Origin of the sequence: Nocardia sp. CWNU-33 (assembly GCF_046764895.1) — a bacterium.
GTDB lineage: Bacteria > Actinomycetota > Actinomycetes > Mycobacteriales > Mycobacteriaceae > Nocardia.
In genome coordinates this window covers 128,844-150,245 of sequence record NZ_JBKOQN010000004.1, presented here as the reverse complement: position 1 = coordinate 150,245, position 21,402 = coordinate 128,844, and the positions used below count along the sequence as shown (strand labels likewise).

The following is a 21,402-nucleotide window of genomic DNA, read 5'->3' as shown; positions in this document are numbered from 1 at the left end:
TCGAGACCTCGCTGAATGCTAGTGAACGCCTTGCATGTGTCGGCTCACCAAGGGTGACAAGGCAACGACTACCAGCCCCGCCAGGATCGCGACCGCGCCGGTGATGCCGAAGTAGGCGAATTCGTGGTCGGCATCGTAGAAGCGGGCCAGCGTGCCCGACATCGAGGTGCCGAGGCCGACCGAGAAGAAGTACAGCGCCATCATCTGGGCGCGGAAGGCTTCGGGAGCCAACTGCGTGGTGACCGAAAGACCGATGGGCGAGAGCAGCAACTCCGAGACGGCGAACGCGGCCATGACAGCAAACACCGCCAGGGCGGGAACCGACTTGCCCTCGGCACTCGAGAACAGCACGAACAGCCAGAATGCCAAGCCCATTCCGATGACGCCCATGGCGAACTTGTGCGGGGTACTCGGCGCTCGGTTGCCGAGTTTGGTCCACATCAACGCGAAAAGCGGTGACAGCAGAATGATCCAGACCGGCTCCACCGAACCGATCCAGCTCGACGGTGCGGTCCAGCCGAAAATGCTCCAGTTCATTCGCTCATCGGAGTACACCGCGAGCACCGTGAAGATCTGCTGGAACAGCGACCAGAACACAGCGTTCGCAATGAACAGCGGAATGAACGCACGGACTCGGCTGCGCTCGACCGTGGACACCTTGGCGCTGGTCAGCATGACGACGAAATAGGCGATCGACGCGACGACGATGACGCCGGTGGTGACCTCCGAAAGGTTGTTCAGATTCACCAGCCCGGTTGCCAGCACTATCGCGACAACGATCGCGGCACCGACGAACAGTGCGGCGATCGGGCGGAGGGCACTGCGCGGCAACGGATTAGGCACCTGCCTGCCCGCAGAGCCGAGGTTGCGGCGGAACACCACGTACTGCGTCAGACCGACCGCCATGCCGACCGCGGCAGCGCCGAACCCATAATGAAACCCCCAGTGCCGTTGCAACAGACCGGTGAGCATCGGGCCGCTGAAGGCGCCGAGGTTGATACCAAGATAGAACAACGTAAAGCCGCCGTCGAAACGCGGATCGCCGGGTTTGTAGAGGGTGCCCAGCAGCGAGGACGCATTGGCCTTCAGCCCGCCGCTTCCGAACGCGACGAGTACGAGGCCGACACCGACACCGACCAGGCCCGGCAACACTCCGAGCGCGACATGTCCAGCCATCACCACTACGCCGCCGTAGAACACGGTGCGTTCCATACCGAGCAGCCGGTCGGCGATCCAGCCGCCGAGCACCGTGGATAGATACACCAGGCCGCCGTAGGCACCGACGATCCCGACGCCGGTGCTCTGCGACAACCCGAGACCGCCCTCGGTCGTCGAGTAGTACAGGTAGTAGCCGAGGATGGTGAGCATCCCGTAGAACGAGAATCGTTCCCATAGCTCGACACCAAAAAGATTGGTCAGTCCAATGGGATGACCGAACAGGGTCCGCCCCTCGACCGGTTGCTCAGTTATGGCTGCGTCGGACATGGTCCGACGATCCCACGCTGGGCGGGAAATATCCGAGATCCGCGAGATCCGTAAGAATGTTTCACTGATCAGGGTTGATGTTCAGGTGATATGGCCGACGATCTGAACAAAACCTCGTATGACCGGATTGTCGGAGCTCATCTGTGCGGGCTCGACACCGTGCGGCGATCGCAGATCGTGGCGAAGGACAGTCATCGATACCACCTGGCCGTCAGCTTGCTCCGCTTGTCGACTCATTAGGCTGGACATCACGGCGATCGGCACTGATCGCGCGTTTTCATCGGCAGCGTCGCCGTGGCGTCCCGGCGGCACACGGTCCAAGAAGGCGGGTACACCGATGATCGAAGCCGAAGTCACCGTGACTGTCGCCCCCGAGCGGGCGTTCGCGGCCCTCGCTGACGGCTGGCTGTATGCGAGCTGGGTAGTCGGCGCGTCGCATATTCGGGAAGTCGATCCCGGCTGGCCCGCAGTCGGCACCCGTATTCACTACAGCCTCGGACTTTGGCCGCTGACCGTGCAGGATGTCACCGAGGTGCGCGCGGTAGACGCACCTCGGATGCTCGACCTGGAGGCGCGGCTGTGGCCGGTAGGCTCGGCGCGCATCCGCTTGGACCTGGATGAGGTCGCGCCGGGTGTGACGCGCATCAGAATGACCGAACACGCCATGAGCGGCCCCGGTCAGCTGCTGCCGAACGCCGTGCAGGGCCTGCTGCTCAAACCGCGCAACCAGGAGTCACTGGGACGACTGTCCGATCTCATCATCGGCAAGTCCCGCGCAGCGACCTGACCGGACCTCAGACGATGGACAGCGCGATGCCGTCGAGGATGTCGTGCTCACTGACGATGAGTTCGGAAATGCCTGCACGCCGGGACAATTCGTCGGCGAGGACCTCGGTGATCACCGCGCCGCCGCCGATGACGTCGACGCGGCCGGGATGCATGGGGCCGAGGGCGGCGCGCTGGTCGTGATTCATGGCGATCAGGCTGTCGCAGACCGCGTGGATCTGATCCGCGTTCAGGCGGGTCAGATGAACTCGCTCGGAGTCGTATTCGGGGAGATCCAGGGCGACGGCGGCGATGGTGGTCATGGTGCCCGCGACGCCGACCCACGTGTGCGCGCTCTCGACGGGAACGCGCGCGAAGGCCTCGGCTAGTCGCTGCGCGGCGAATTCCCTTGCGGCGCTGACCTGGTCGTCCGTCGGCGGGTTGCCAGGCAGACAGCGCTCGGTGATCCGGACACACCCGATGTCGGCCGAAAATGCGGCCTGCACACCGTCACTGTCGCCGAGCACGAGCTCGGTCGAGCCGCCGCCCAGGTCGACGACCACGAAAGGGCCACGCTCACTGGACAATTCGCCGACCGCTCCGGTGAACGACAGCCGCGCCTCCTCGTCACCGGTGATCACCTCGGCCTCTGCGCCGGGCACCACGGTGCCGAGTTCGGCACGGGCCATGTCGAAGAAGTCCTCCCGGTTGGAGGCATCGCGTGTGGCAGAGGTGGCGACCATCCGCACGCGGCTGACGCCGGCCTCGCGCATCAATACCGCGTAGTCGGCCAGCGCGACCCTGGTTCGTTCGATGGCCTCGGGGGCCAGCGAGCCGGACGCGTCGACGCCCTGGCCGAGCCGGACGATGCGCATCTCACGATGCACGTCCGCGAGGCGACCGTCGCCGAGCACGTCGGCGATCAATAGTCGGATCGAATTGGTGCCGCAGTCGACGGCTGCTACTCGGTCACTCATGCTGTGCTCCGTCCACTTCCACCGCGAGGTCCACTCGCCGCGAGGTCCAATTCCGCGCCGATCAGCGCTCGTCCGCCTGCGCCTCGGTCCGTTGGTATGTCGGCCAGTCGGCGGGAATCGCCGTGCCACGCAGACCATTGTCGGCCGCGAGAGCCACCGCCTCATCGCCGAACGGATTGACCCCTGGCCCCTTCGCCAAGGCGTGCGCGATCAGCACATGCAGGCATTTGACCCGCTCCGGCATCCCGCCACCGGTGAAATCGGTGCCGAGGGACTCGATTTCGTTGCGCTCGGCCAGATAACTCTCGTGCGCGGCACGGTAGGCGGCGGCCAATTCCGGGTCGGCAGCGAGCCGGTCGGTCATCTCCCGCATCACACCCGCCGATTCCTGCCTGCTCGCCTCGGCGGTCAGCCTCGGGTCGGTCAGGTAATACAGCGTCGGGAAGGGCGTGCCGTCGGGCAACCGGGGCGCGGTCTTCACTACCGCGGGCAGTCCGTCCGGGGTGCGATAGGCGACGGCGAGCACACCGCGCGGTTCGCGGCCGAGCTGCTTGGCGATGATCTCGAGATCGCGGTCGGTCGGTTCGGTCACCTGGGTCCTTCCGGTTCTGGCGGGGGCGGCGTGGCAGCCGGCGGGCCGGGCGGTGTCGGCGCCACCGGATCGGCCGCGGGGGCCTGCGGTTGGGAGATGCTGCGCCACAGCTCGGTGTACCAGGGGTCGGGCGCCTTGGATTTGGGCGCCGCGGCAGGCTGGGCAGGTGCTTCGATACCCGGCACCTGCACGATGTAGGGCGTTTCACCGGGCATCACCAGCCGCAGCCGGTCCCTGGCCTCGGTCTTGACGTAGGCCGGATCCTGTTGCTGCGCACGGCGATCACGCAACCGGGCCAGATCGGCTTCCAGCTCGGTGCGTTGCTGCGCCAATTGCGCCGCCTCGGCCCGCTGCGTGAAATAGGTGCGCAGCGGCACCGCCAGAGTGAGTGCCAGTGCGCACACCACGATGGCGAGGACTACCGCCTTGCCGGTGGACAGCCCGAGGATGGTGCGCTCATGCCGGTCGTCGTGTGCACCGGCCCGCGCTTCGACCTTCTGTGGCGCTGCTTTATTGTCCGAGTCCGCCCGCTTGCGCGAAGTGCGCGCGGCGGCGGGTCGGGCAGTGGTGTCGGCAGGGCGCGGCCGGACGGCACGCGACGTGCGGCGGTTCCCGCGTCCGGCCGGACTGGTACCACGCGCACGTCGCTCCGTCATACTGCTCCCCTAGTGACTAGCCTTCGAACGCGAACCGCGGGAACGCGACGTCACCCGCATAGCGAGCCGAGTCCCCGAGCGCGTCTTCGATACGCAGCAGCTGGTTGTACTTCGCGACCCGCTCGCTACGCGCCGGTGCACCGGTCTTGATCTGGCCACTGCCGACCGCGACTGCAAGGTCGGCGATGGTGGTGTCCTCGGTCTCGCCGGACCGGTGGCTCATCATGGTCTTGTACCCATTGCGATGCGCCAACTCCACCGCGTCCAAAGTCTCGGTGAGCGTGCCGATCTGGTTGACCTTCACCAGCAGCGCATTGGCCGCGCCCTTGGCGATGCCCTCTTCCAGACGCTCCGGGTTGGTGACGAACAGGTCGTCGCCGACGATCTGGATCTTGTCGCCGATCTCGTCGGTGAGCGCGACCCAGCCGTCCCAGTCGTCCTCCGACAGCGGGTCCTCGATGGAGACCAGCGGGTAGGCGGTGAGCAGTTCCGCGTAGAACTGCGTCATCTCGGCGGCGGTGCGAACACTGCCCTCGAACTTGTAGCCGCTGCCCGAGGTGTAGAACTCGGTGGCCGCGACATCGAGCGCCAGCGCGACATCGGTGCCGAGCTTCAGGCCGGTCTTCGCGATGGCGACGCTGATCAGGTCGAGCGCTTCCTTGGTGCCCGCCACCGATGGCGCGAAGCCACCCTCGTCACCGAGGCCGGTCGACAGGCCCTTCGACTTCAGCACCGACTTGAGCGCGTGGTACACCTCGGTGCCCCAGCGCAGGGACTCCTTGAAGGTGGCCGCGCCGATCGGGGCGACCATGAATTCCTGCACGTCCACGCCGCTGTCGGCGTGCGCGCCACCGTTGAGGATGTTCATCATCGGCACCGGGAGCACGTGCGCGTTCGGGCCACCGAGGTAGCGGAACAGCTCCAGCCCCGAGGATTCGGCGGCGGCGCGGGCCACTGCGAGCGAGACGCCGAGCAGCGCGTTGGCACCGAGGCGCGACTTGTCGGGGGTGCCATCGAGGTCGAGCAGCACCTGGTCGACGGTGCGCTGCTCGACGGCGTCCAAGCCGATGACGGCAGGCGCGATCTCGTCGAGCACACCCTCGACGGCCTTCTGTACGCCCTTGCCGCCGTAGCGCTCGCCGCCGTCACGAAGCTCGACGGCCTCGTGCTCGCCGGTAGAGGCGCCCGAGGGCACTGCTGCCCGGGTCAGGGTGCCGTCGTCGAGGGCGATCTCGACCTCGACAGTGGGGTTGCCGCGAGAATCCAGGATCTCGCGCGCTCCGACCTGTTCGATGATGGCCACGAAAACGACACTCCTTCGGCTGCTGGCACGGTGGATAACACGGGAGAACCGTGCGCCTGCGAGCCTAACGCGCCGCACCCGCTCTGCCACATCGCCCCGGTCGGCGCGCCCTGGATCTGTGCACCCGATCCACCACACCACACCGATCGATACAGCCCGATCCATGCACCCGACCCACCACACACCGCCCGCCGAATTGCCCACCCGGGACCGCCCACGCTGCCGGACACAGCAGCGCCAGGTCTGCCACATCATGGCGGTCGACACGGTCGCACGTGCTGCGCCAGACGTCGGGATCTGCACCGAGTGTTGAGGCGGCCGGATCCCAGGCGAGGGCTTGGATGTAGCAGATGCGCCGGGTCCGAGTGCGGGTTATGCGCGGCGGCCGACGCTGTAGGCGGCGGCGCGGTCGCGAACTGTGAGGAGGTAGGTGTTGGACTGGTTATAGGTGAGCAGTGCGCTTTGCCAACCGCGCTCAGAGGTCAGGTCGCCACCGCTGGCGCAGAGGTAGCGGGCGGCAGTGAGGGCGGCATCGTCGATGTTCTGCGGGTCGATCACACCGTCGCCGTTGGCGTCGACGCCCCAGCGTTTCCAGGTTTCGGGGATGAATTGCAGTGGGCCGAGTGCTCGGTCGTAGACCGGGTCACCGTCGAGCTTGCCGCCGTCGGTGTCACGCACGAGCGCGACGCCGGGGGACCCGTCCAGCGGGATGCCGATGATCGACGGGCGTACGGAGCCGTCAGCGCCGACCCCCGCACCCCGGTGGGTGCCGTGCTTGCTTTCCACACTCGCGATGCCCGCGAGGGTCGTCCACGCGATGCCGCAGTCCGGCCGCGATCGCGTCAGCACCGCCGCCGCATACCCATACGCCTCCAAAGCGATCGACGGTATGCCGAGCCGGTCGGCCTGCTCGTCGGCCCAACCACGCAACTGCACTGCGGTCCGACCCGGCGCATCCAGATCGATCACGGGCAACGCAGTACCGGGCCCGGGCGGAATACCCTCGGGAATCGGGGGCAGATTGCGTTCACCTCCACAACCGGCAAGTACAACGGCCACCATCGCAACGGCCAGAACGCCGGTCATCCTCAGGAGCATCCCTACATCATCCAGATCCGCCGAACCATTCCCGCGAAACCGGAGCACGATCAGTAGAGGAGGAGTTCTCGGATGGCGTTGCGGGTCGAGGAATTCGAGGATTGTGGGGGTGTTGCCGGATTCGACGATTCTGCCGTGGTCGAGGACACGCAGTGGGTGACTGCCAGGGATGTCGTGGGATGAGTAGGGCGGTGTAGTCATCGGAGCGGATGACATAATCCCAGTGATGCATTCTCGCTATTTTTCGCGACTCGCTTAGGTAAGCCTTGCTTAAGGCGCCGAGAGGCGATAGCTTCGCACATCGAATCGTCCCAACCGGCTTTTCGACCCGATGCGAAGAAGGGAACCCCCGGTGAAAAGCGTTCTCGCCGAACGTAAGACGTTTCACCCGCAGGAGATCGAACAACGCGAGCTGCCCACCGCCGCCGGGCGTGCGGTCCGCGAGCTGGCGCAAGAGATATGCACCACACTGGACAGCCGCGCCGGTGGTGCTGCACACATGACGCACACGCTGACCGATCCCGAACTGCTCGCGCAGATCGACGGCCGCGTCAGCGAATTGCCTGCCGACGTGCGCACGGCGATGCGCCCACCCGGCACCACCGCGGGCGCGACCATCGTCAGCAGACTGCCGCTGACCGACCAAGAATTCGGCCCGACCCCGCCCAGCTGGCACGACGCGGCACAGTGGAGCGGCGAAGCAGCCCGTCGCGCAAGCTCTTTCCAGCTCGACATCGTCATGCTGCTGCTGGCCAGGAGCGCGGGCGAACCATTCGGCTGGCACGGTCAGCAGGGTGGTCGCCTTGTCAACAACATCGTCCCGTCGCCCGGCCACGAACACGAACAGTCGGGCGCGAGTAGCAAAACGCTACTCAGCCCACATACCGAAGATGCCTTCCACCCGCAGCGGGCCAACCTGCTGATGCTCGCATCCCTGCGCAATCCGGATCGGGTCGCCACCACCGTCTCCTCGGTGCGCCGCACCGAACTCACCGCGGCGCAACGCACTCTGCTCAGCACGCCCACGCTGCCGATCCTGCCCGACGTGTCCTACGGTTCCGGCCACGAGCGCTACCCGGCGACTCCGTTGCCCACTCTCTGGCACGCCGAATCCACCGGCAACACCACAGATCTGACGCTTCGATACGACCCGGCCTACACCCCGCTCGCCGATGCCGACGCCGAATTCCGCAGTGCCTACGCACACCTCACCGCAGAGCTGGAGCGCGTCTGCGTCACCGCGGCGCTCGCACCCGGTCAGCTGCTGCTGGTCGACAATGACGTCGCCGTGCACGGTCGGGTGCCGTTCACCGCGCGTTACGACGGCACCGATCGATGGCTCAAGCGGGTGAACGTCCGCCTGCCCGAACGACGTCGCCGCGCCGCCGAGGCCGACGAGAATGGCTATGGGCAACAGATCGTCGCCCCGTTCCGCTCGGCTCGCACTGCCCCGCTCGTGACCGGCGGAGCAGTACCGATTCGAGCGGGTGCCGGCCGCGGCCCCGCCTCGGCCGGAGCAGAGCGGGACACAGCCGATGATCGAGCAACCGTTGAACACTCGTGACCGGAGCACACCTCCCGGTGCCGCCCGGCCGGGCACCGAAACCGCGCCGAACCGCGGATTGCGCCAGATCCACGCGGCACCGATGCCCGCGCTCACCGACGAATGGGAGCGGCGGGCATACGACGATCCGAATCTGCTCGGTGATATCGCCTTCGCGGTCGGCGGGCCGTTCCATCTCATGTATCCCCAGCGGGTCGGGCGGAATATCGACCGATTCCATGCCGCGTTCGAGCAGGCGGGCGTCGACGGGGTCGTCTACTACGGAAAGAAGGCCAACAAGGCCGCCTGCGTCGCACGGGTCTGTGCGCAACAGGGTGCTGGTGTCGATGTCTCCAGCATCGGCGAGCTGACTTCCGCACTGGCACAGGGTGTTCGCGGGCACGAATTGATGGTGACCGGCCCGGCCAAATCCGATGACCTGCTGTGGCTCGCGGTCCGGCACGGCGCACTGATCGCGGTGGACAGTCTCGACGAACTCGACCGCCTCGCCACGCTCACCACCGTGGCCGCACCCGCCGAGGTAGTACTTCGCGTGCTGCCCGCCACATCGACGAGCAGATTCGGGATGACCGACGGCGAGCTGGGCGGGGCGCTGTCGCTCATCGGCTCCTCCGGCACCGTCGGCAACGAGTCGATCCGGTTGACGGGTTTCAGTTTCCACCTGTCGGGCTACGACGCCGTCGCGCGCGCGGAGCAGGCGCACGCGCTGATCGACCGGTGCCGGGACGCCCGGACGCTCGGACATCCGGTGACGACCATCTCCATCGGCGGCGGATTCGGCGTCGACTATGTCCCGGCGTCGGCATGGGCCGAGTTCACCGCTGCCGCCGACCCGCGGTGGTTCCATGCGGGCAAGTCCTTCGGTTCGTACTACCCCTACCACTTCCCCGCCCCTGGCCCGGCCATGCTGACCACCATCCTGGACCACCACGGCTTAGCAGGACGCCTGCGCGACAACGGCATCCGCCTCGCCGTCGAACCGGGCCGTGCCCTGCTCGACCACGCGGGCTGCACCGTCTTCCGGGTGCAGGGCAGCAAAACCCGCCACACGGACGGGCAGCCCTACCGCCTGCTCACCGTCGACGGGAGCAGTCTGAGCCTGTCCGAGCAATGGTTCGACAGCGAATACCTTCCGGACCCGATGCTGTGGCCGCCGCAACCCGGTGGCACACCCACACCAACCTGTGTCGGCGCGGCGACCTGCCTGGAATCCGACATGCTCAGCTGGCGGCGCATCCGACTGCCGCGGCCCGCGACGATCGGCGATCTGCTGATCTACCCGAATGCCGCTGGCTACCAAATGGATTCGAACGAGTCGGCTTTTCACGAACTACCCATACCGCCGAAGGCGGTGCTGCACGAAGCACCCGGCGGACGGTTGCGCTGGACGCTCGACGCCGGATAACCGGAACCCATTCACCCTGGCCCCGAACGATGGAGACACCCATGCCGCTCATCACGCGCGTGACGGATCTGATCGGTCGCACCCCTCTGTTCGAACTGGCGACCACTGCGACCGGCACCCGGCTGCTGCTCAAGCTCGAGCAGTTCAACCCGACAGGCGCGGCGAAGATCCGGATGGCGCGTGCGATGGTGCTCGATGCCGAGCGCAGAGGGTTGCTGGCCGGTGGCGGGCACATCATCGAATCCACATCCGGGAATACCGGACTCGGCCTTGCGGTAGTTGCTGCCGAACGTGGGTACCGCTTCACTGCCGTGGTCGATCATCACGCATGTAAGGACAAACTGCGCGCTATGCGGGCAATGGGAGCCGAATTGGTATTCGTCGCCGACGGGGACGACGACAACCTGGCCACCTCGGCACGAGAGGACCTCGCCGAGGCGATGGCCGCCGGACTTTCCGACGCGTATTTCACCGAACAGCACAACAACGACGCCAACGCGGTCGGCTACTACGCGGTGGCCGAGGAATTGCTGAAGGACGTGGCGCGGGTCGACATCCTGCTGTCTGCGGTGGGCACCGGCGGTTCGCTGTTCGGCACCGCGACCCGGCTGCGCCAGCTCGGCTGCACGCCGCGGGTGATCGGTGTCGAGCCGGTCGGTTCCATCGCCTTCGGCGGCCCCGGCGGGCCGTACTGGCAGTCGGGCACTGGCACGCCGCCCGGCGCGAGCATCGGCACCGCCGTCGACTACTCCCTGCTCGATGAGGGCGTGAAGGTGTCCGATACCGCGGCTTTCGCTACCGCCCGCGCGATCGCGGCCAAGCTCGGCCTGATGATCGGCGGCTCCGCGGGCGGCTCCGTGCACGCCGCGCTCACCAGGCTGGCGGAATTCCCGCCCGGCTCAACCGTGGTCACCATCGTCTGTGACGGTGGCGAAAAGTACCTGGACACCGTTTTCGACGACGACTGGATGAACGACCGCGACCTGCTCGACGCCGCCACCGAACGCGAGGTCTGGGAGATGCTGGACCGTTACTCCCCCACCGCCCGACGCGCCCAGCTCGTGGAGGCGCGATGAACGCTCTTTCCCTGCTGAGCGCGCCGCCGGCGGAGGCACCGCGCAGCCTGGCTGAATCGGGCCCGACTCCACCTGAATCGGGCCCAGCTCAGTCCGAACGGCCGGCCCAGCCTCAGCCGAGTCGGGCCCAGCCCTGCTGAATCAGATATGGACGCCGTAGTCGCGCGCGATTCCGGCGAGCCCGGACGCGTAACCCTGGCCGATGGCACGGAACTTCCACTCGTTGCCGTACCGGTACAGCTCACCGAACACCATCGCGGTCTCGGTGGAGGCGTCCTCGGTCAGGTCGTAGCGGGCCAGTTCGGCGCCGGTGTTCTGGTCCACGACCCGGATGAACGCATTGCGGATCTGCCCGAAGGACTGGCCACGCGCGTCGGCATCGTGGATCGAAACGGGGAAGAAGATGTTGGTGATGGTCGGCGGTGTCGCAACCAGGTCGACAACGATCGTCTCGTCGTCGCCCTCGCCCTCACCGGTGAGGTTGTCACCGGTGTGTTCGATGGTGCCCTCGGGCGAGCGGAGGTTGTTGTAGAAAATGAAATGCTGATCCGACAGCACTTTCAGGCTCGGCCCGGTGGCGAGCGCGCTCGCATCGAGGTCGTAGTCGGCCCCGGTGGTGGTGCGGACGTCCCAGCCGAGCCCGACCGTCACCTTGGTGAGGTTCGGTGCCTGCTTGGACAGCGAAACATTTCCGCCTTTGGCCAATGTGACGCTCATGATCCCCTTCCGCTCGGCGCGTTCGCGCCGCCTTTCTCCACAATTATGACTCGGTACCAGAAGTGCTGCGCGGGTTCAGTTCTGGTTTTCTGCCCAGGCACGCAACGTTGTCACGCGGCCTTCCAGCGCACGTAACTCGCTCGCGTCGAGCACCTTACGCTGGATGCCGTCGGCCACCTCGAATGCCGACTGCCGATGATCGTCGATCACCTCGACATCGATCCGAACCGCCACATAATCGGGCGCGCCGGGCAGGTCCTCAGGGATCACCTGCGCCTTGCCCCGCGCACACAATGCGACGTCGCCACCCCCGAGAATCAGCAGCGCGACATCGGCGCGCTCCCGCAGCCGGGCCAGCGAACCGCGATCGGATTTCAGGCTGAGCAGGATGCGCCGGTCACCGGCACGGACCGGCCAGGACACCGGAATCGCATGCGGCGCCGGGTCGGTGGTGACGAGTACCGCGATCGTTTCCTGCGGCCATTCGGGCAACACGTCCAGCACGGGGTGATCATCGGTCGAGTGGTCTTGACGTTGCGCAGGGCTCGCTCCGGCTGCCATCTTCGTCACCTCATGGATCGTCACGCGCGACGGGCTGTGCCGCGCTGATAGCAGTCTAAGGTGCTGTGCCCCTTGTCCGCTGGCCCTGCCACCTTTGTCCGAACTGCTTTCAGCCGACTATTAGGCCGAGGTCAGGACAGCCTTGGCTGAGTCGAGGAGTGCGCAGGCCCAGTCGCGTGCCATGTCCTTGACGCGAACTTCGGACGACGCGTCGTGGCGCGCATGCTCACCCACTTGGGTCGCGCCGCACCAACGGAACTTCTCCGCGATGATCTCGCCGCCGCGGTTGAACGTGTCACCGTAGACGGAATCACCCAGACCGAACACGGCGAAGCGCAGTCCCCTCAGATCGGGACTGCGCGCATCGAGGGCGTCGATGAGAGGTTCCGCTCCGGTCGGCAGATCGCCGTCACCGTAGGTGGAGCACACCAGGACGTGGAAAACCCGAACGTCGAGATCGTCGACATCGAAATCGAACATGTCGTACACCGAGGCATCGTGGGCGGCAGCCATGACGTCCGCGATGCTGTCGGCGGCGGTCTCCGCCGTACCCATCTCGGATCCGAACAGAATGACAACACGCACCGAGATTGCTCCTCTCCGTAGGATATAGTGAGGCTATCCTAACTAGACCGACCGGCTGTTAGGCGGCGCAATGGCATCGACAGGGCAGTGTGTTCGGATTGACGGCAGGTCGCCATGGATGCATCATTTTCTAGCAACGCCCTGTTCATCTGGGGCTTCTCCCTTGTTTTCGCCGGCCGATGATTGTCCGGCCAAGCGTGCTGTTCCCGTTCGCGCTCGCCTCGACTCACTGTGCGCACGCCACAGCACTTCCCACGACGCCATGGCGTCCCGCCGTAAGAGAGGTGAGAACGAATGGTTTACCGATCGTCTGGATATCGTGCCGTCAATACGTTTCTCCTCCGCTACGGCACTGTCCCCAATTTCTGACTGCGGCCGCATCGGACGCGGTACCCCTGTCGACGTTCCCGCGTCGGCGGGCCGACCGCTCGGGTGATGCACCCGGTTCGATGCGGCAGCCGGCGAAGTCCCGACGCGCGGCGTCTGCGGACCTTTCGATATGCGGACAGATGTGGAGACGGAAATGGTGGATATGGGGGCAGTGGATCCAAGGGCCGTGGAGATGGTGCTCCGGCCGACGGCCGGGAATCTGATCGTATCGACGACGCTGATCGACGACCTGGGTTATCTGCGAGCGGAACTCGCGGCAGCAGAGGTGCCGTTCCTGCTCGTGCGCGACTGCGGACATCGGCTCGTGCTCGCTGCCGACGCGGCACACCGAGCGATGCTGCAGCGTGTGATCGCGACCGCGATCACCTCGGGTTTCGCCTGCAAGGAAGTGCAGCACAACGTATTACGGCTCGGCCGCGACGCGGACCCGGCACACCACGTCGAGCTGGAGTTGTGGCAGTACCACGGCGACACTGTCGAATGCCCGCGACCGAACGCCTTGACGCGCATGGTTTTCGACCTCGCCGATGTCGAGCAGACCACGGTGCGCCTGTTCGAACGCGGCTGGCCGACGCTGGTGGACATGTTCGCACCGCAGCCGACCGATGTCGCCTTCGATATCGACATCGTCTTCTCCTGGGTGGACGGCTCCGACCCGGAGTTCCGCGCCCGCCGCGCAGGCATGCTCGCGCAGGTCGTCGTCGGTGAAGGCGACGACGCCGACGCGCGCATCCGGCAGATCGACGAACTGAAATACGCACTGCGGTCGGTGGATAAGAACGCGCCGTGGATCCGGCGCATCTTCATCGCGACCGATTCCGCGGTGCCGGACTGGCTCGGCGCGCACCCGAAGGTGACTGTCGTGCGTGCGGTCGACCACTTCAGCGACACCAGTGGGCTGCCGACCTTCAATTCCCATGCGGTGGAATGCCAGTTGCAGCACATCGAGGGGCTCAGCGAGCACTTCTTGTACTCCAACGACGACATGTTCTTCGCCCGGCCGGTGCGCCCTTCGATGTTCTTTACCCCGGCCGGGGTGAGCCGGTTCATCGAGGCCGGCACCAGGATCGGCCCCGGCCGAAACAACGAGCGCCGCAGCGGTTTCGAGAATGCGGCGCGGGTGAACCGCGAGTTGCTCGCCGCGCGGTTCGGCCATGTCATCACTCGGCATCTCGAGCACACGCCGGTGCCGTTGCGCCGCAGTGTGCTCCTCGAAATGGAGGATGAATTCTCGGGGGATTTCGCGCGGACCCGGACGAGCCGATTCCGGTCTGCTACCGATATTTCGGTGACCAACTCGCTTTATCACTACTACGCGTTGTTCTCCGGACGCGCAGTGCCGCAAGAGTCCGCGCGGATGCGCTACGTCGACACCACGAGCCGGACCGGGCTCACACTGCTCGACGGACTCGCCGCGCATCGCGATGTCGACTTCTTCTGCCTCAACGACGGGAGCTTCCCCGAGATTACCGAAGCCGAACGGGTCCGCGCGGTCTCGGAATTCCTGTCCGGCTATTTCCCCGACCGGGCGCCGTGGGAGCGCGTCAGTACACCGCCTCGTCATCAGATTTCGGAGTCTGCGTCTGGCGCCGCATAACCCGTGGAATGCGGGTGGCGGGCGGGATCACGATGCCCTCGTCCGCCAGCGTGCGCGCGGCTTCCTCGGGCGTCGACGGGGTCCCGACGGTAGGTCCTCGATCGATGGGGACAACCGAATGGACCACCGTGTCGGGGTAGACGTGGACATAGTTGAACGACTGCGCCCCGTCGCGACCACGCAACCCGCCCTCCGCGACCCCGAGATCCTGGCTATAGCAGGTCGCCGACGCCACCGATACCGGGATGCCCGCGAATGTCGCGCTCGTCGAAAAATGCAAATGCCCGGCCAGAATGGCGCGCACATCGCTGCCGTCGAGCACATCGGCGAGCCTGCGCTGATCACGCAGCTCCACGGTGACGGCCAGGTCGATGACGCATGGCACCGGCGGATGATGCATCGCCAGAATCGTGCCGAACGGGGCAGGCTCGGCGAGCACCGACCGCAACCAGGCCAGTTGGCCGTCGGTGATCTCGCCGTAGTGGTGGCCGGGCACCGACGTGTCGAGGGCGACGATGCGCAAACCGTCGACCATGTGCACTCGGTCGAGCGGCGCAGTGGACTCCCGCTCCCCGAGCAATCGTCGGCGCAGCGCTCCCCGATCGTCGTGATTGCCGGTCACCCAGACGATGGGCGCGTGCAATCGTCGCGCGAACGGCTCGACCAGCGCGCGCAACTTGTCGTAGGCGGCGGGCTCACCCTGGTCGGTGAGATCACCGGTGAACACGAGCGCGGTCGGCCGGATATGACTGGCAGCGGCCTGGTCGAGCAGCTGGCGTAACCGCTGTTCAGCGTCGACGGCACCGTACAGTTCGCCGTCGCCTGCGATCAGATGGGTATCGCTGAAATGGAACAACACGTGATTCGGCCGCGGGTGCTCCGCGACTCTGCTCATGGGCACCGGACCGAACGTCCTCCCCGGCGGTTTGCCCGCCATTGGCTTCGGGTTCCACCGCCAGGATAGCGAAGGCCCACTGACGGGTTTCCCGACGCACGGTGACGACATGCTTGCGGGGAGGTGTGGGTTCGGTGACAAAACTGCCGATCAGAAGCGACGTGCGCCGGCCTGGGGCATCGAGGTCATCGGAGAGGTCTCGACACCGCTGCCGTACGTCGAGGCGTGGATGACAGTCGTTTCGCCTGTGTACAGACCGGCGTGGCCGCCGGCGTAGCACGACAACGGGTCGCCTGGTTCCAGTTCATCGACCGATACCAGGGTGCCCGAACCGAGTTGTTCGTAGCTGGTGCGATGCACCTCTGTGCCCGCTCGGTCATAGAACCACGGCGCCAACCCCGAGCAGTCGAAGGTATCCGGGCCCGCGCCGCCGGCGTACTGCGACTCGAGCTCGGAGCGCCCGAGGTCGACGGCGGGCTCATCGATGGTTCGCGGCGCCGCGACCCGAGGGAGCACAGGGGGCCTGCTGCCGGGAACATCTGTCAGGAACGGGAATTCGACGCCCGGCACACCAGCGAGCAGGGACTGCACCGCGGCGGGAAGGCCGGACAGGAACGGGAGTCCAACTCCAGGAATCACACGGAGCCCGACTGCACGAATCACCCGGGGATCGTCGACACCGAGTGCACTTGGGGAAGTGAGTGACTCGAGTCCGGCGGCGTCGATGACACTCTGCGGCTCGGCCCCCGGAATAACGGTGAGCGGCGCGAATTCGAAGCCCGGAACCTCGGTGCGGCCCGGCAACTCGCCGCCGAGCGCATCCATCGGAATCGAGATGCCGTTCAGGGCTTCGATGGCGCCAGAGTCGGGAATCGGAATCGGTTGAGCCGCCGCGGGTGCGGCAGTCAACACCAGACAGCCGATACCCGCGGCGGCTGTGGCAACAGTCCAGCCGGCTGCCGCGTGCGAACGTTTTCGATGAACAGAAATCTTCATACGGTCCTCCGATGCTCACATCGAGGCCCAGATGGTCGAACACGGACTCCATCAAGGCCTCGAAAGGATTTCGAAACACATGTATAGAAAGTCCAGCGGATCCAAGTGAAATCTTGCGGCACAACTCGCCGATTGCGGTATCGACACACCGAATAACTATAACGAAACAATAACGAGCGTTAGAAAACGTGGTTATCTCACAACAAGTCCCGTTCACATAAAGGCCAAAATCACTAACTACCTGCGAGGTTACCGCGAATCGAAGACGGCGCAGCTCGGTCGGATTCGGTTCGACACATGAGTGAACCCACTGTATTTCACGCCGTCGACGACCGATCTCGTTGACCGTCAACCCGATCAGGCAGCCCTGCGGCCGAACCACAGGCTAATCCGCAGCGGACCAATGCTTCCGCCAGTCCGAGACCGATAGCGCAGCCCGTTCGCCACGGCTCGCTTCGGCGGCATCCTCGGCGGCGCGAATCTCGGCTGCGAACGCGAGAGTCGCCTTGCGGAGCCGTTCTTCGGCGCTACCGGGGCCGCCCAGCCGCACCGTGCGAAGGGCATCGGGAACGAGGTCGTCCGGTAGGCCGGCCTTGGCGCTGCGCTCGCAAATCTTTTCGGCGAGGGCGAGGGCGGGCTGCGCCATGGCGATGCCGTCCAGGCAGGAACGCCGGGACTTTTCGCTGGACTTGCGCTCTTCCCACGCTTTTTCCTGGGCCGCGACCTTCTCGGCGACCGTCGCACCGGGGTCGATGGGCGCATCGACGAGGTGCGGGCTGCGATTGACGAGCTTGGCGACCAACGCCGCCGCGACATCGTCGACCGTGAATTCCCCTGCAGCCTCGGCGATCCGGGAGTGGAACAGCACCTGCAGCAGCAGATCGCCGAGTTCCTCCTTGATGGTTTCGACGTCGTTGTGCTGGATGGCGTCGAGGAGTTCGTAGGTTTCCTCGAGCAGGTAGGGACGCAACGAGTCGTGGGTCTGGGTGACCTCCCACCCGCCGAAGTTCCAGAGCCGGTCCATCACCTCCACCGCCTCGGCCAATCCCTCGGCGAGCCTGGCCGTGTCGGAGGCGGTGCCCTCCGATGCCGAGGAGCCGGTCATCGCGACGCCGAAACCTCGGTGGCGACGGTGAGATCGACCGCGCCCTGTGCTTTTCCGTCCAACGCCAGCAGCAAGTCGGCGACGAACTGCAGCAGCACCACGTCACGGACCCGCTCGGCGCCGACACTGTCCTCGACCCTCGGCAGCGGCAGCTGGACCACGCCGCTAGCGGCCCGGTAGCCCGCGCTGGGGTAGATGCGCTTGAGTCGCATCTGCTTGGAGTCCGGCAGGCTCAGCGGCGCAACCTTGAGAGTGGTTCCGGTGACCGCGATTTCGGTGACGCCGTATTCGCGGGCCAGCAGGCGCAGCTTGGCCACCGAGATCAACCGGCCGACCTCGACCGGCAGCGGGCCGTAGCGGTCGACGAGTTCCTCCACCACCAGGGCCAGGGCCGGATCGTCCTGGGCAGCCGCGAGCTTGCGATAGGCCTCCAAGCGGAGGCGATCGCTGGCGATGTAGTCGGGCGGGATATGCGCGTCGACGGGGAGGTCGATGCGCACCTCCTTGATCTCCTCGGTGGTGATCGGCTTGCCGTCCGCGGCGGCGCGGTAGGCCTCCACGGCCTCGCCGACCAGGCGCACGTACAGATCGAAGCCGACGCCCGCGACATGACCGGACTGTTCGGCACCGAGCACGTTTCCTGCGCCACGGATTTCGAGGTCCTTCATGGCCACGGCCATGCCCGCGCCCAGATCGGAGTTCTGCGCGATGGTGGCGAGACGGTCGTAGGCCGTTTCGGTGAGCGGCTTCTCCGGCGGATACAGGAAGTAGGCATAGCCGCGCTCACGGCTGCGCCCGACCCGGCCGCGCAGCTGGTGCAACTGCGAAAGGCCGAGGGAGTCGCCGCGTTCCACGATCAGCGTGTTCGCATTGGAGATGTCGAGCCCCGTCTCGATGATCGTGGTGCAGACCAGCACGTCGAATTCCCGCTCCCAGAAACCCTGCACGGTCCCTTCCAGCGCGTCCTCGTTCATCTGACCGTGCGCGACCGCGACCCTGGCCTCCGGCACCAGATCGCGAATCCGCTTGGCGGCCTTGTCGATCGAGGACACCCGGTTGTGCACATAGAAGACCTGGCCGTCGCGCAGCAGCTCGCGGCGGATGGCGGCGGTGACCTGCTTGTCGTTGTACCCGCCGACATAGGTGAGCACCGGATGGCGCTCCTCGGGCGGAGTGAGGATGGTGGACATCTCGCGAATGCCGGCCAGGCTCATCTCCAGCGTGCGCGGAATCGGCGTCGCGGACATGGTCAGCACATCGACGTGGGTGCGCAGCGCTTTGATGTGCTCCTTGTGCTCGACACCGAAACGCTGTTCCTCGTCGACGACGACCAGGCCGAGGTCCTTCCAGCGCACGCCGGTCTGCAGTAATCGGTGCGTGCCGACCACAATGTCGACACTGCCGTCGGCCAGGCCCTCCAGCACCGCCCGCGACTCGGCCGGATCGGTGAAACGCGACAGCCCCTTCACCGTGACGGGGAAGCCGGCGACGCGTTCGGCGAAGGTCTGCAGATGTTGTTGTGCGAGCAGCGTTGTCGGGACCAGAACCGCGACCTGCTTACCGTCCTGAACTGCCTTGAACGCGGCGCGCACCGCGATCTCGGTCTTGCCATAGCCGACGTCGCCGCACACCACGCGGTCCATCGGGACCGGCTTCTCCATGTCGGCCTTCACCTCGGAGATGGCGGTCATCTGGTCGACGGTCTCGGTAAAGGCGAACGCGTCCTCCATCTCCTTCTGCCACGGACTGTCGGACGCGAACGCATGCCCGGGCGCGGCCTGTCGTGCCGCGTACAACTGCACCAGTTCACCGGCGATCTCGCGAACGGCCTTGCGCGCCTTGCGTTTCGTATTCGCCCAGTCGGAGCCGCCGAGCTTGGACAGGCTCGGCATCTCCCCACCGACGTAGCGGGAGAGCTGATCGAGGGATTCCATCGGCACGAACAGCCGGTCGCCCGGCTGGCCCCGCTTGCCGGGTGCGTATTCGATGACCAGGTACTCGCGGCGCGCTCCGCCGACGGTCCGCTCGATCATCTCTACGAACCGGCCGATGCCGTGCTGGTCGTGCACCACCATGTCGCCCGCGTTCAGCGCAAGCGGGTCGACCTGGTTGCGCCGCTTGGCGGGTAGTCGCTTGCCTTCGCCCGGTGCAGTGACCCGGTTGCCGGTGAGATCCGATTCGGCGACGACAACCAATCCGGCGTCGTCGAGCACCATCCCGTCGTGCAGCGAACCGCACAGCACCCCGACCACACCCGCGGTCGGTTCGGCACCCGCCGCCAGCGCCGCGGCGGGCACCTCGGCGTCGGCGAGTCGCTCCAGAATGCGTTGCGCCGTACCGTGTCCGGCGACGACAATCACGGCACGGCCACCCGTCGCCACGTGCGCACGCATCGACGCGAAGATCGTCGCGACCAGTTCGTCGGAACCGCGCGCCGCGGGACCGGCCAGCACCGGCAACACAACCTCGGCGGGATCGCCGGAGGTGAGCGGGCTCAGGCTCCACCAGGGCAGTCCCTGCGCGTTCGCGCTGTCGTGGATTTCCGGCAGCGCACGGTAGCCCGACGCGGCGAGATCGAGACCATGTGCGCCCAGCGGCGCGTCGCTGCCGAACGAGGCCGCGGTCCAGGAGGCTTCGAGAAATTCCTCGCCGGTGCGCACCAGATCGGCTGCGCGAGTGCGGATCTTCTCCGGATCACACAGCAGCAGATGGGTTCCGTCCGGCAGTACCTCGGTGAGCAGCCGCAGCTCACCGGGCTGCAGCACCGGAAGCAGTGCTTCCATGCCCTCGACCGGGATGCCCTCGGCCAGCTTCTCCAGCATCTCGACCAGCGCGGCATCGGCCGCGTTCTCGACGGCGACCTCGGCGGCGCGATCCCGGACCGCCGCGGTCAGCAGCAGTTCGCGACACGGCGGCGCGACGACGAGGTCTACATCGACGTCGAGCAGCGATCGCTGGTCGGCGACCGCGAACGGCCGCAGCTCGGTGATCTCGTCGCCCCAGAACTCCACGCGCACCGGGTGATCGGCGGTCGGCGGGAAGAGATCGAGGATGCCGCCACGCACCGCGAACTCGCCGCGCTTACCGACCATGTCGACTCTGGTGTAAGCGAATTCGACCAGGCGCGTGAGCAATTCGTCGAAATCCAGTTCGGCGCCGACGCGCAGCACCACCGGCTCGATATCGCCGAGCCCGGCAGCCATCGGCTGCATCAGCGATCGCACCGTGGTCACCACTACACGCAGCGGCTCCGGGAACGTCGGATCCTCCGGATGCGCCAGCCGTCGCAGCACCGAAAGCCTGCGCCCGACGGTGTCCGCCCCCGGCGAGAGCCGCTCGTGCGGCAGCGTCTCCCAGGAGGGGAACTGCGCAACGGCGGGGCCGAGAATCTCCTCGAGCTCGACAGTCAGGTCGTCGGCCTCACGACCGGTCGCGGTCACCACCACCAGCGGCTTGCGCGCCGCGATCGTCGCCGCCACGAACGGCCGCACCGCGGACGGCGCGACCAACTCGACCGGCGACTTCCCGACCAGGTCGGCGACGGTTCGCAGCGCGGCGTCGGCACCGGCCACCGCGGCCAGTCCCGCCAATGGTGGACGATGGGTGGACATGCGGGCTCCTGAGCTCAGGCGGGG

At 66.4% G+C, this 21,402-nt stretch carries 18 protein-coding genes; 5 read left to right on the top strand and 13 right to left on the bottom strand.

Annotated features, from left to right (window positions below):
- Positions 1-18 precede the first annotated feature (18 nt).
- Positions 19-1,485: a peptide MFS transporter gene (locus ACLMAL_RS06645; protein WP_411998266.1), complete on the bottom strand. Its 1,467-nt coding sequence runs from the start codon at positions 1,483-1,485 to the stop codon at positions 19-21.
- Positions 1,486-1,822: 337 nt separating this feature from the next.
- On the opposite strand from ACLMAL_RS06645, the gene ACLMAL_RS06640 reads away from it, so the two are divergent.
- The gene (locus ACLMAL_RS06640; protein ID WP_411998265.1) at positions 1,823-2,272 is read left to right on the top strand and encodes an SRPBCC family protein; all 450 of its coding nucleotides are present in this window, start codon (positions 1,823-1,825) and stop codon (positions 2,270-2,272) included.
- A gap of 7 nt (positions 2,273-2,279) precedes the next feature.
- On the opposite strand, the gene ACLMAL_RS06635 is transcribed toward ACLMAL_RS06640, so the two are convergent.
- The 5 genes from ACLMAL_RS06635 to ACLMAL_RS06615 all read right to left on the bottom strand — a co-directional run bounded on the left by ACLMAL_RS06635 (position 2,280) and on the right by ACLMAL_RS06615 (position 6,864).
- The gene (locus ACLMAL_RS06635; protein ID WP_411998264.1) at positions 2,280-3,227 is read right to left on the bottom strand and encodes an exopolyphosphatase; all 948 of its coding nucleotides are present in this window, start codon (positions 3,225-3,227) and stop codon (positions 2,280-2,282) included.
- 61 nt (positions 3,228-3,288) lie between these two features.
- Positions 3,289-3,819: a DUF501 domain-containing protein gene (locus ACLMAL_RS06630; RefSeq protein ID WP_328406057.1), complete on the bottom strand. Its 531-nt coding sequence runs from the start codon at positions 3,817-3,819 to the stop codon at positions 3,289-3,291.
- Entirely contained in the window at positions 3,816-4,475 is a 660-nt protein-coding gene (locus ACLMAL_RS06625) for an FtsB family cell division protein (RefSeq protein WP_411998263.1), read from the bottom strand. Before ACLMAL_RS06625 ends, ACLMAL_RS06630 begins: the two co-directional genes overlap by 4 nt.
- Positions 4,476-4,491: 16 nt before the next feature.
- Positions 4,492-5,778: a phosphopyruvate hydratase gene (eno, locus tag ACLMAL_RS06620; protein ID WP_328406061.1), complete on the bottom strand. Its 1,287-nt coding sequence runs from the start codon at positions 5,776-5,778 to the stop codon at positions 4,492-4,494.
- A 372-nt stretch (positions 5,779-6,150) separates the two neighbouring features.
- Positions 6,151-6,864, bottom strand: coding sequence for a lytic transglycosylase domain-containing protein (locus ACLMAL_RS06615; RefSeq protein ID WP_411998262.1), 714 nt, complete (start codon positions 6,862-6,864; stop codon positions 6,151-6,153).
- Positions 6,865-7,228: 364 nt separating this feature from the next.
- Between ACLMAL_RS06615 and ACLMAL_RS06610 the strand changes: the two genes are divergently transcribed.
- Genes ACLMAL_RS06610 through ACLMAL_RS06600 form a run of 3 tightly spaced genes read left to right on the top strand, consistent with a single transcriptional unit; the run spans position 7,229 to position 10,921 of the window.
- Positions 7,229-8,440: a TauD/TfdA family dioxygenase gene (locus ACLMAL_RS06610; RefSeq protein ID WP_411998261.1), complete on the top strand. Its 1,212-nt coding sequence runs from the start codon at positions 7,229-7,231 to the stop codon at positions 8,438-8,440.
- The gene (locus ACLMAL_RS06605; RefSeq protein ID WP_411998260.1) at positions 8,412-9,845 is read left to right on the top strand and encodes a Y4yA family PLP-dependent enzyme; all 1,434 of its coding nucleotides are present in this window, start codon (positions 8,412-8,414) and stop codon (positions 9,843-9,845) included. The genes ACLMAL_RS06610 and ACLMAL_RS06605 overlap by 29 nt, the downstream gene beginning before the upstream one ends.
- A 41-nt stretch (positions 9,846-9,886) precedes the next feature.
- Entirely contained in the window at positions 9,887-10,921 is a 1,035-nt protein-coding gene (locus ACLMAL_RS06600) for a PLP-dependent cysteine synthase family protein (RefSeq protein ID WP_411998259.1), read from the top strand.
- A gap of 141 nt (positions 10,922-11,062) precedes the next feature.
- On the opposite strand, the gene ACLMAL_RS06595 is transcribed toward ACLMAL_RS06600, so the two are convergent.
- The 3 genes from ACLMAL_RS06595 to ACLMAL_RS06585 all read right to left on the bottom strand — a co-directional run bounded on the left by ACLMAL_RS06595 (position 11,063) and on the right by ACLMAL_RS06585 (position 12,784).
- Complete coding sequence (locus ACLMAL_RS06595; protein WP_411998258.1) at positions 11,063-11,638, bottom strand: TerD family protein; 576 nt, start codon at positions 11,636-11,638, stop codon at positions 11,063-11,065.
- 75 nt (positions 11,639-11,713) lie between these two features.
- A complete protein-coding gene (locus ACLMAL_RS06590; RefSeq protein WP_411998257.1) occupies positions 11,714-12,199 on the bottom strand; it encodes a hypothetical protein in 486 nt (161 codons plus the stop codon).
- 120 nt (positions 12,200-12,319) lie between these two features.
- On the bottom strand, positions 12,320-12,784 hold the full coding sequence (locus ACLMAL_RS06585; RefSeq protein ID WP_411998256.1) for a flavodoxin domain-containing protein: 465 nt from the start codon (positions 12,782-12,784) through the stop codon (positions 12,320-12,322).
- Between the two features lie 562 nt (positions 12,785-13,346).
- On the opposite strand from ACLMAL_RS06585, the gene ACLMAL_RS06580 reads away from it, so the two are divergent.
- Complete coding sequence (locus tag ACLMAL_RS06580; protein WP_411998441.1) at positions 13,347-14,771, top strand: stealth family protein; 1,425 nt, start codon at positions 13,347-13,349, stop codon at positions 14,769-14,771.
- On the opposite strand, the gene ACLMAL_RS06575 is transcribed toward ACLMAL_RS06580, so the two are convergent.
- The 4 genes from ACLMAL_RS06575 to mfd form a co-directional block, all read right to left on the bottom strand.
- Positions 14,719-15,666, bottom strand: coding sequence for a phosphodiesterase (locus ACLMAL_RS06575; RefSeq protein WP_411998255.1), 948 nt, complete (start codon positions 15,664-15,666; stop codon positions 14,719-14,721). The genes ACLMAL_RS06580 and ACLMAL_RS06575 overlap by 53 nt on opposite strands.
- A gap of 150 nt (positions 15,667-15,816) precedes the next feature.
- A complete protein-coding gene (locus ACLMAL_RS06570) occupies positions 15,817-16,662 on the bottom strand; it encodes a C40 family peptidase (protein WP_411998254.1) in 846 nt (281 codons plus the stop codon).
- A 385-nt stretch (positions 16,663-17,047) separates the two neighbouring features.
- A complete protein-coding gene (locus ACLMAL_RS06565) occupies positions 17,048-17,767 on the bottom strand; it encodes a MazG family protein (RefSeq protein ID WP_411998253.1) in 720 nt (239 codons plus the stop codon).
- Positions 17,764-21,378, bottom strand: coding sequence for a transcription-repair coupling factor (gene mfd, locus ACLMAL_RS06560; RefSeq protein ID WP_411998252.1), 3,615 nt, complete (start codon positions 21,376-21,378; stop codon positions 17,764-17,766). The genes ACLMAL_RS06565 and mfd overlap by 4 nt, the downstream gene beginning before the upstream one ends.
- Positions 21,379-21,402: the final 24 nt, after the last annotated feature.

What these genes read in the sequence shown, in the direction of transcription:
- ACLMAL_RS06645 (WP_411998266.1), bottom strand. Translation starts at nt 1,485, where the DNA reads ATGTCCGACGCAGCCATAACTGAGCAACCGGTCGAGGGGCGGACCCTG.
- ACLMAL_RS06640 (WP_411998265.1), top strand. Translation starts at nt 1,823, where the DNA reads ATGATCGAAGCCGAAGTCACCGTGACTGTCGCCCCCGAGCGGGCGTTC.
- ACLMAL_RS06605 (WP_411998260.1), top strand. Translation starts at nt 8,412, where the DNA reads ATGATCGAGCAACCGTTGAACACTCGTGACCGGAGCACACCTCCCGGT.
- ACLMAL_RS06575 (WP_411998255.1), bottom strand. Translation starts at nt 15,666, where the DNA reads ATGAGCAGAGTCGCGGAGCACCCGCGGCCGAATCACGTGTTGTTCCAT.
- ACLMAL_RS06615 (WP_411998262.1), bottom strand. Translation starts at nt 6,864, where the DNA reads ATGACCGGCGTTCTGGCCGTTGCGATGGTGGCCGTTGTACTTGCCGGT.
- ACLMAL_RS06580 (WP_411998441.1), top strand. Translation starts at nt 13,347, where the DNA reads ATGGTGCTCCGGCCGACGGCCGGGAATCTGATCGTATCGACGACGCTG.
- ACLMAL_RS06595 (WP_411998258.1), bottom strand. Translation starts at nt 11,638, where the DNA reads ATGAGCGTCACATTGGCCAAAGGCGGAAATGTTTCGCTGTCCAAGCAG.
- ACLMAL_RS06590 (WP_411998257.1), bottom strand. Translation starts at nt 12,199, where the DNA reads ATGGCAGCCGGAGCGAGCCCTGCGCAACGTCAAGACCACTCGACCGAT.
- ACLMAL_RS06635 (WP_411998264.1), bottom strand. Translation starts at nt 3,227, where the DNA reads ATGAGTGACCGAGTAGCAGCCGTCGACTGCGGCACCAATTCGATCCGA.
- ACLMAL_RS06565 (WP_411998253.1), bottom strand. Translation starts at nt 17,767, where the DNA reads ATGACCGGCTCCTCGGCATCGGAGGGCACCGCCTCCGACACGGCCAGG.
- ACLMAL_RS06570 (WP_411998254.1), bottom strand. Translation starts at nt 16,662, where the DNA reads ATGAAGATTTCTGTTCATCGAAAACGTTCGCACGCGGCAGCCGGCTGG.
- ACLMAL_RS06625 (WP_411998263.1), bottom strand. Translation starts at nt 4,475, where the DNA reads ATGACGGAGCGACGTGCGCGTGGTACCAGTCCGGCCGGACGCGGGAAC.
- ACLMAL_RS06600 (WP_411998259.1), top strand. Translation starts at nt 9,887, where the DNA reads ATGCCGCTCATCACGCGCGTGACGGATCTGATCGGTCGCACCCCTCTG.
- mfd (WP_411998252.1), bottom strand. Translation starts at nt 21,378, where the DNA reads ATGTCCACCCATCGTCCACCATTGGCGGGACTGGCCGCGGTGGCCGGT.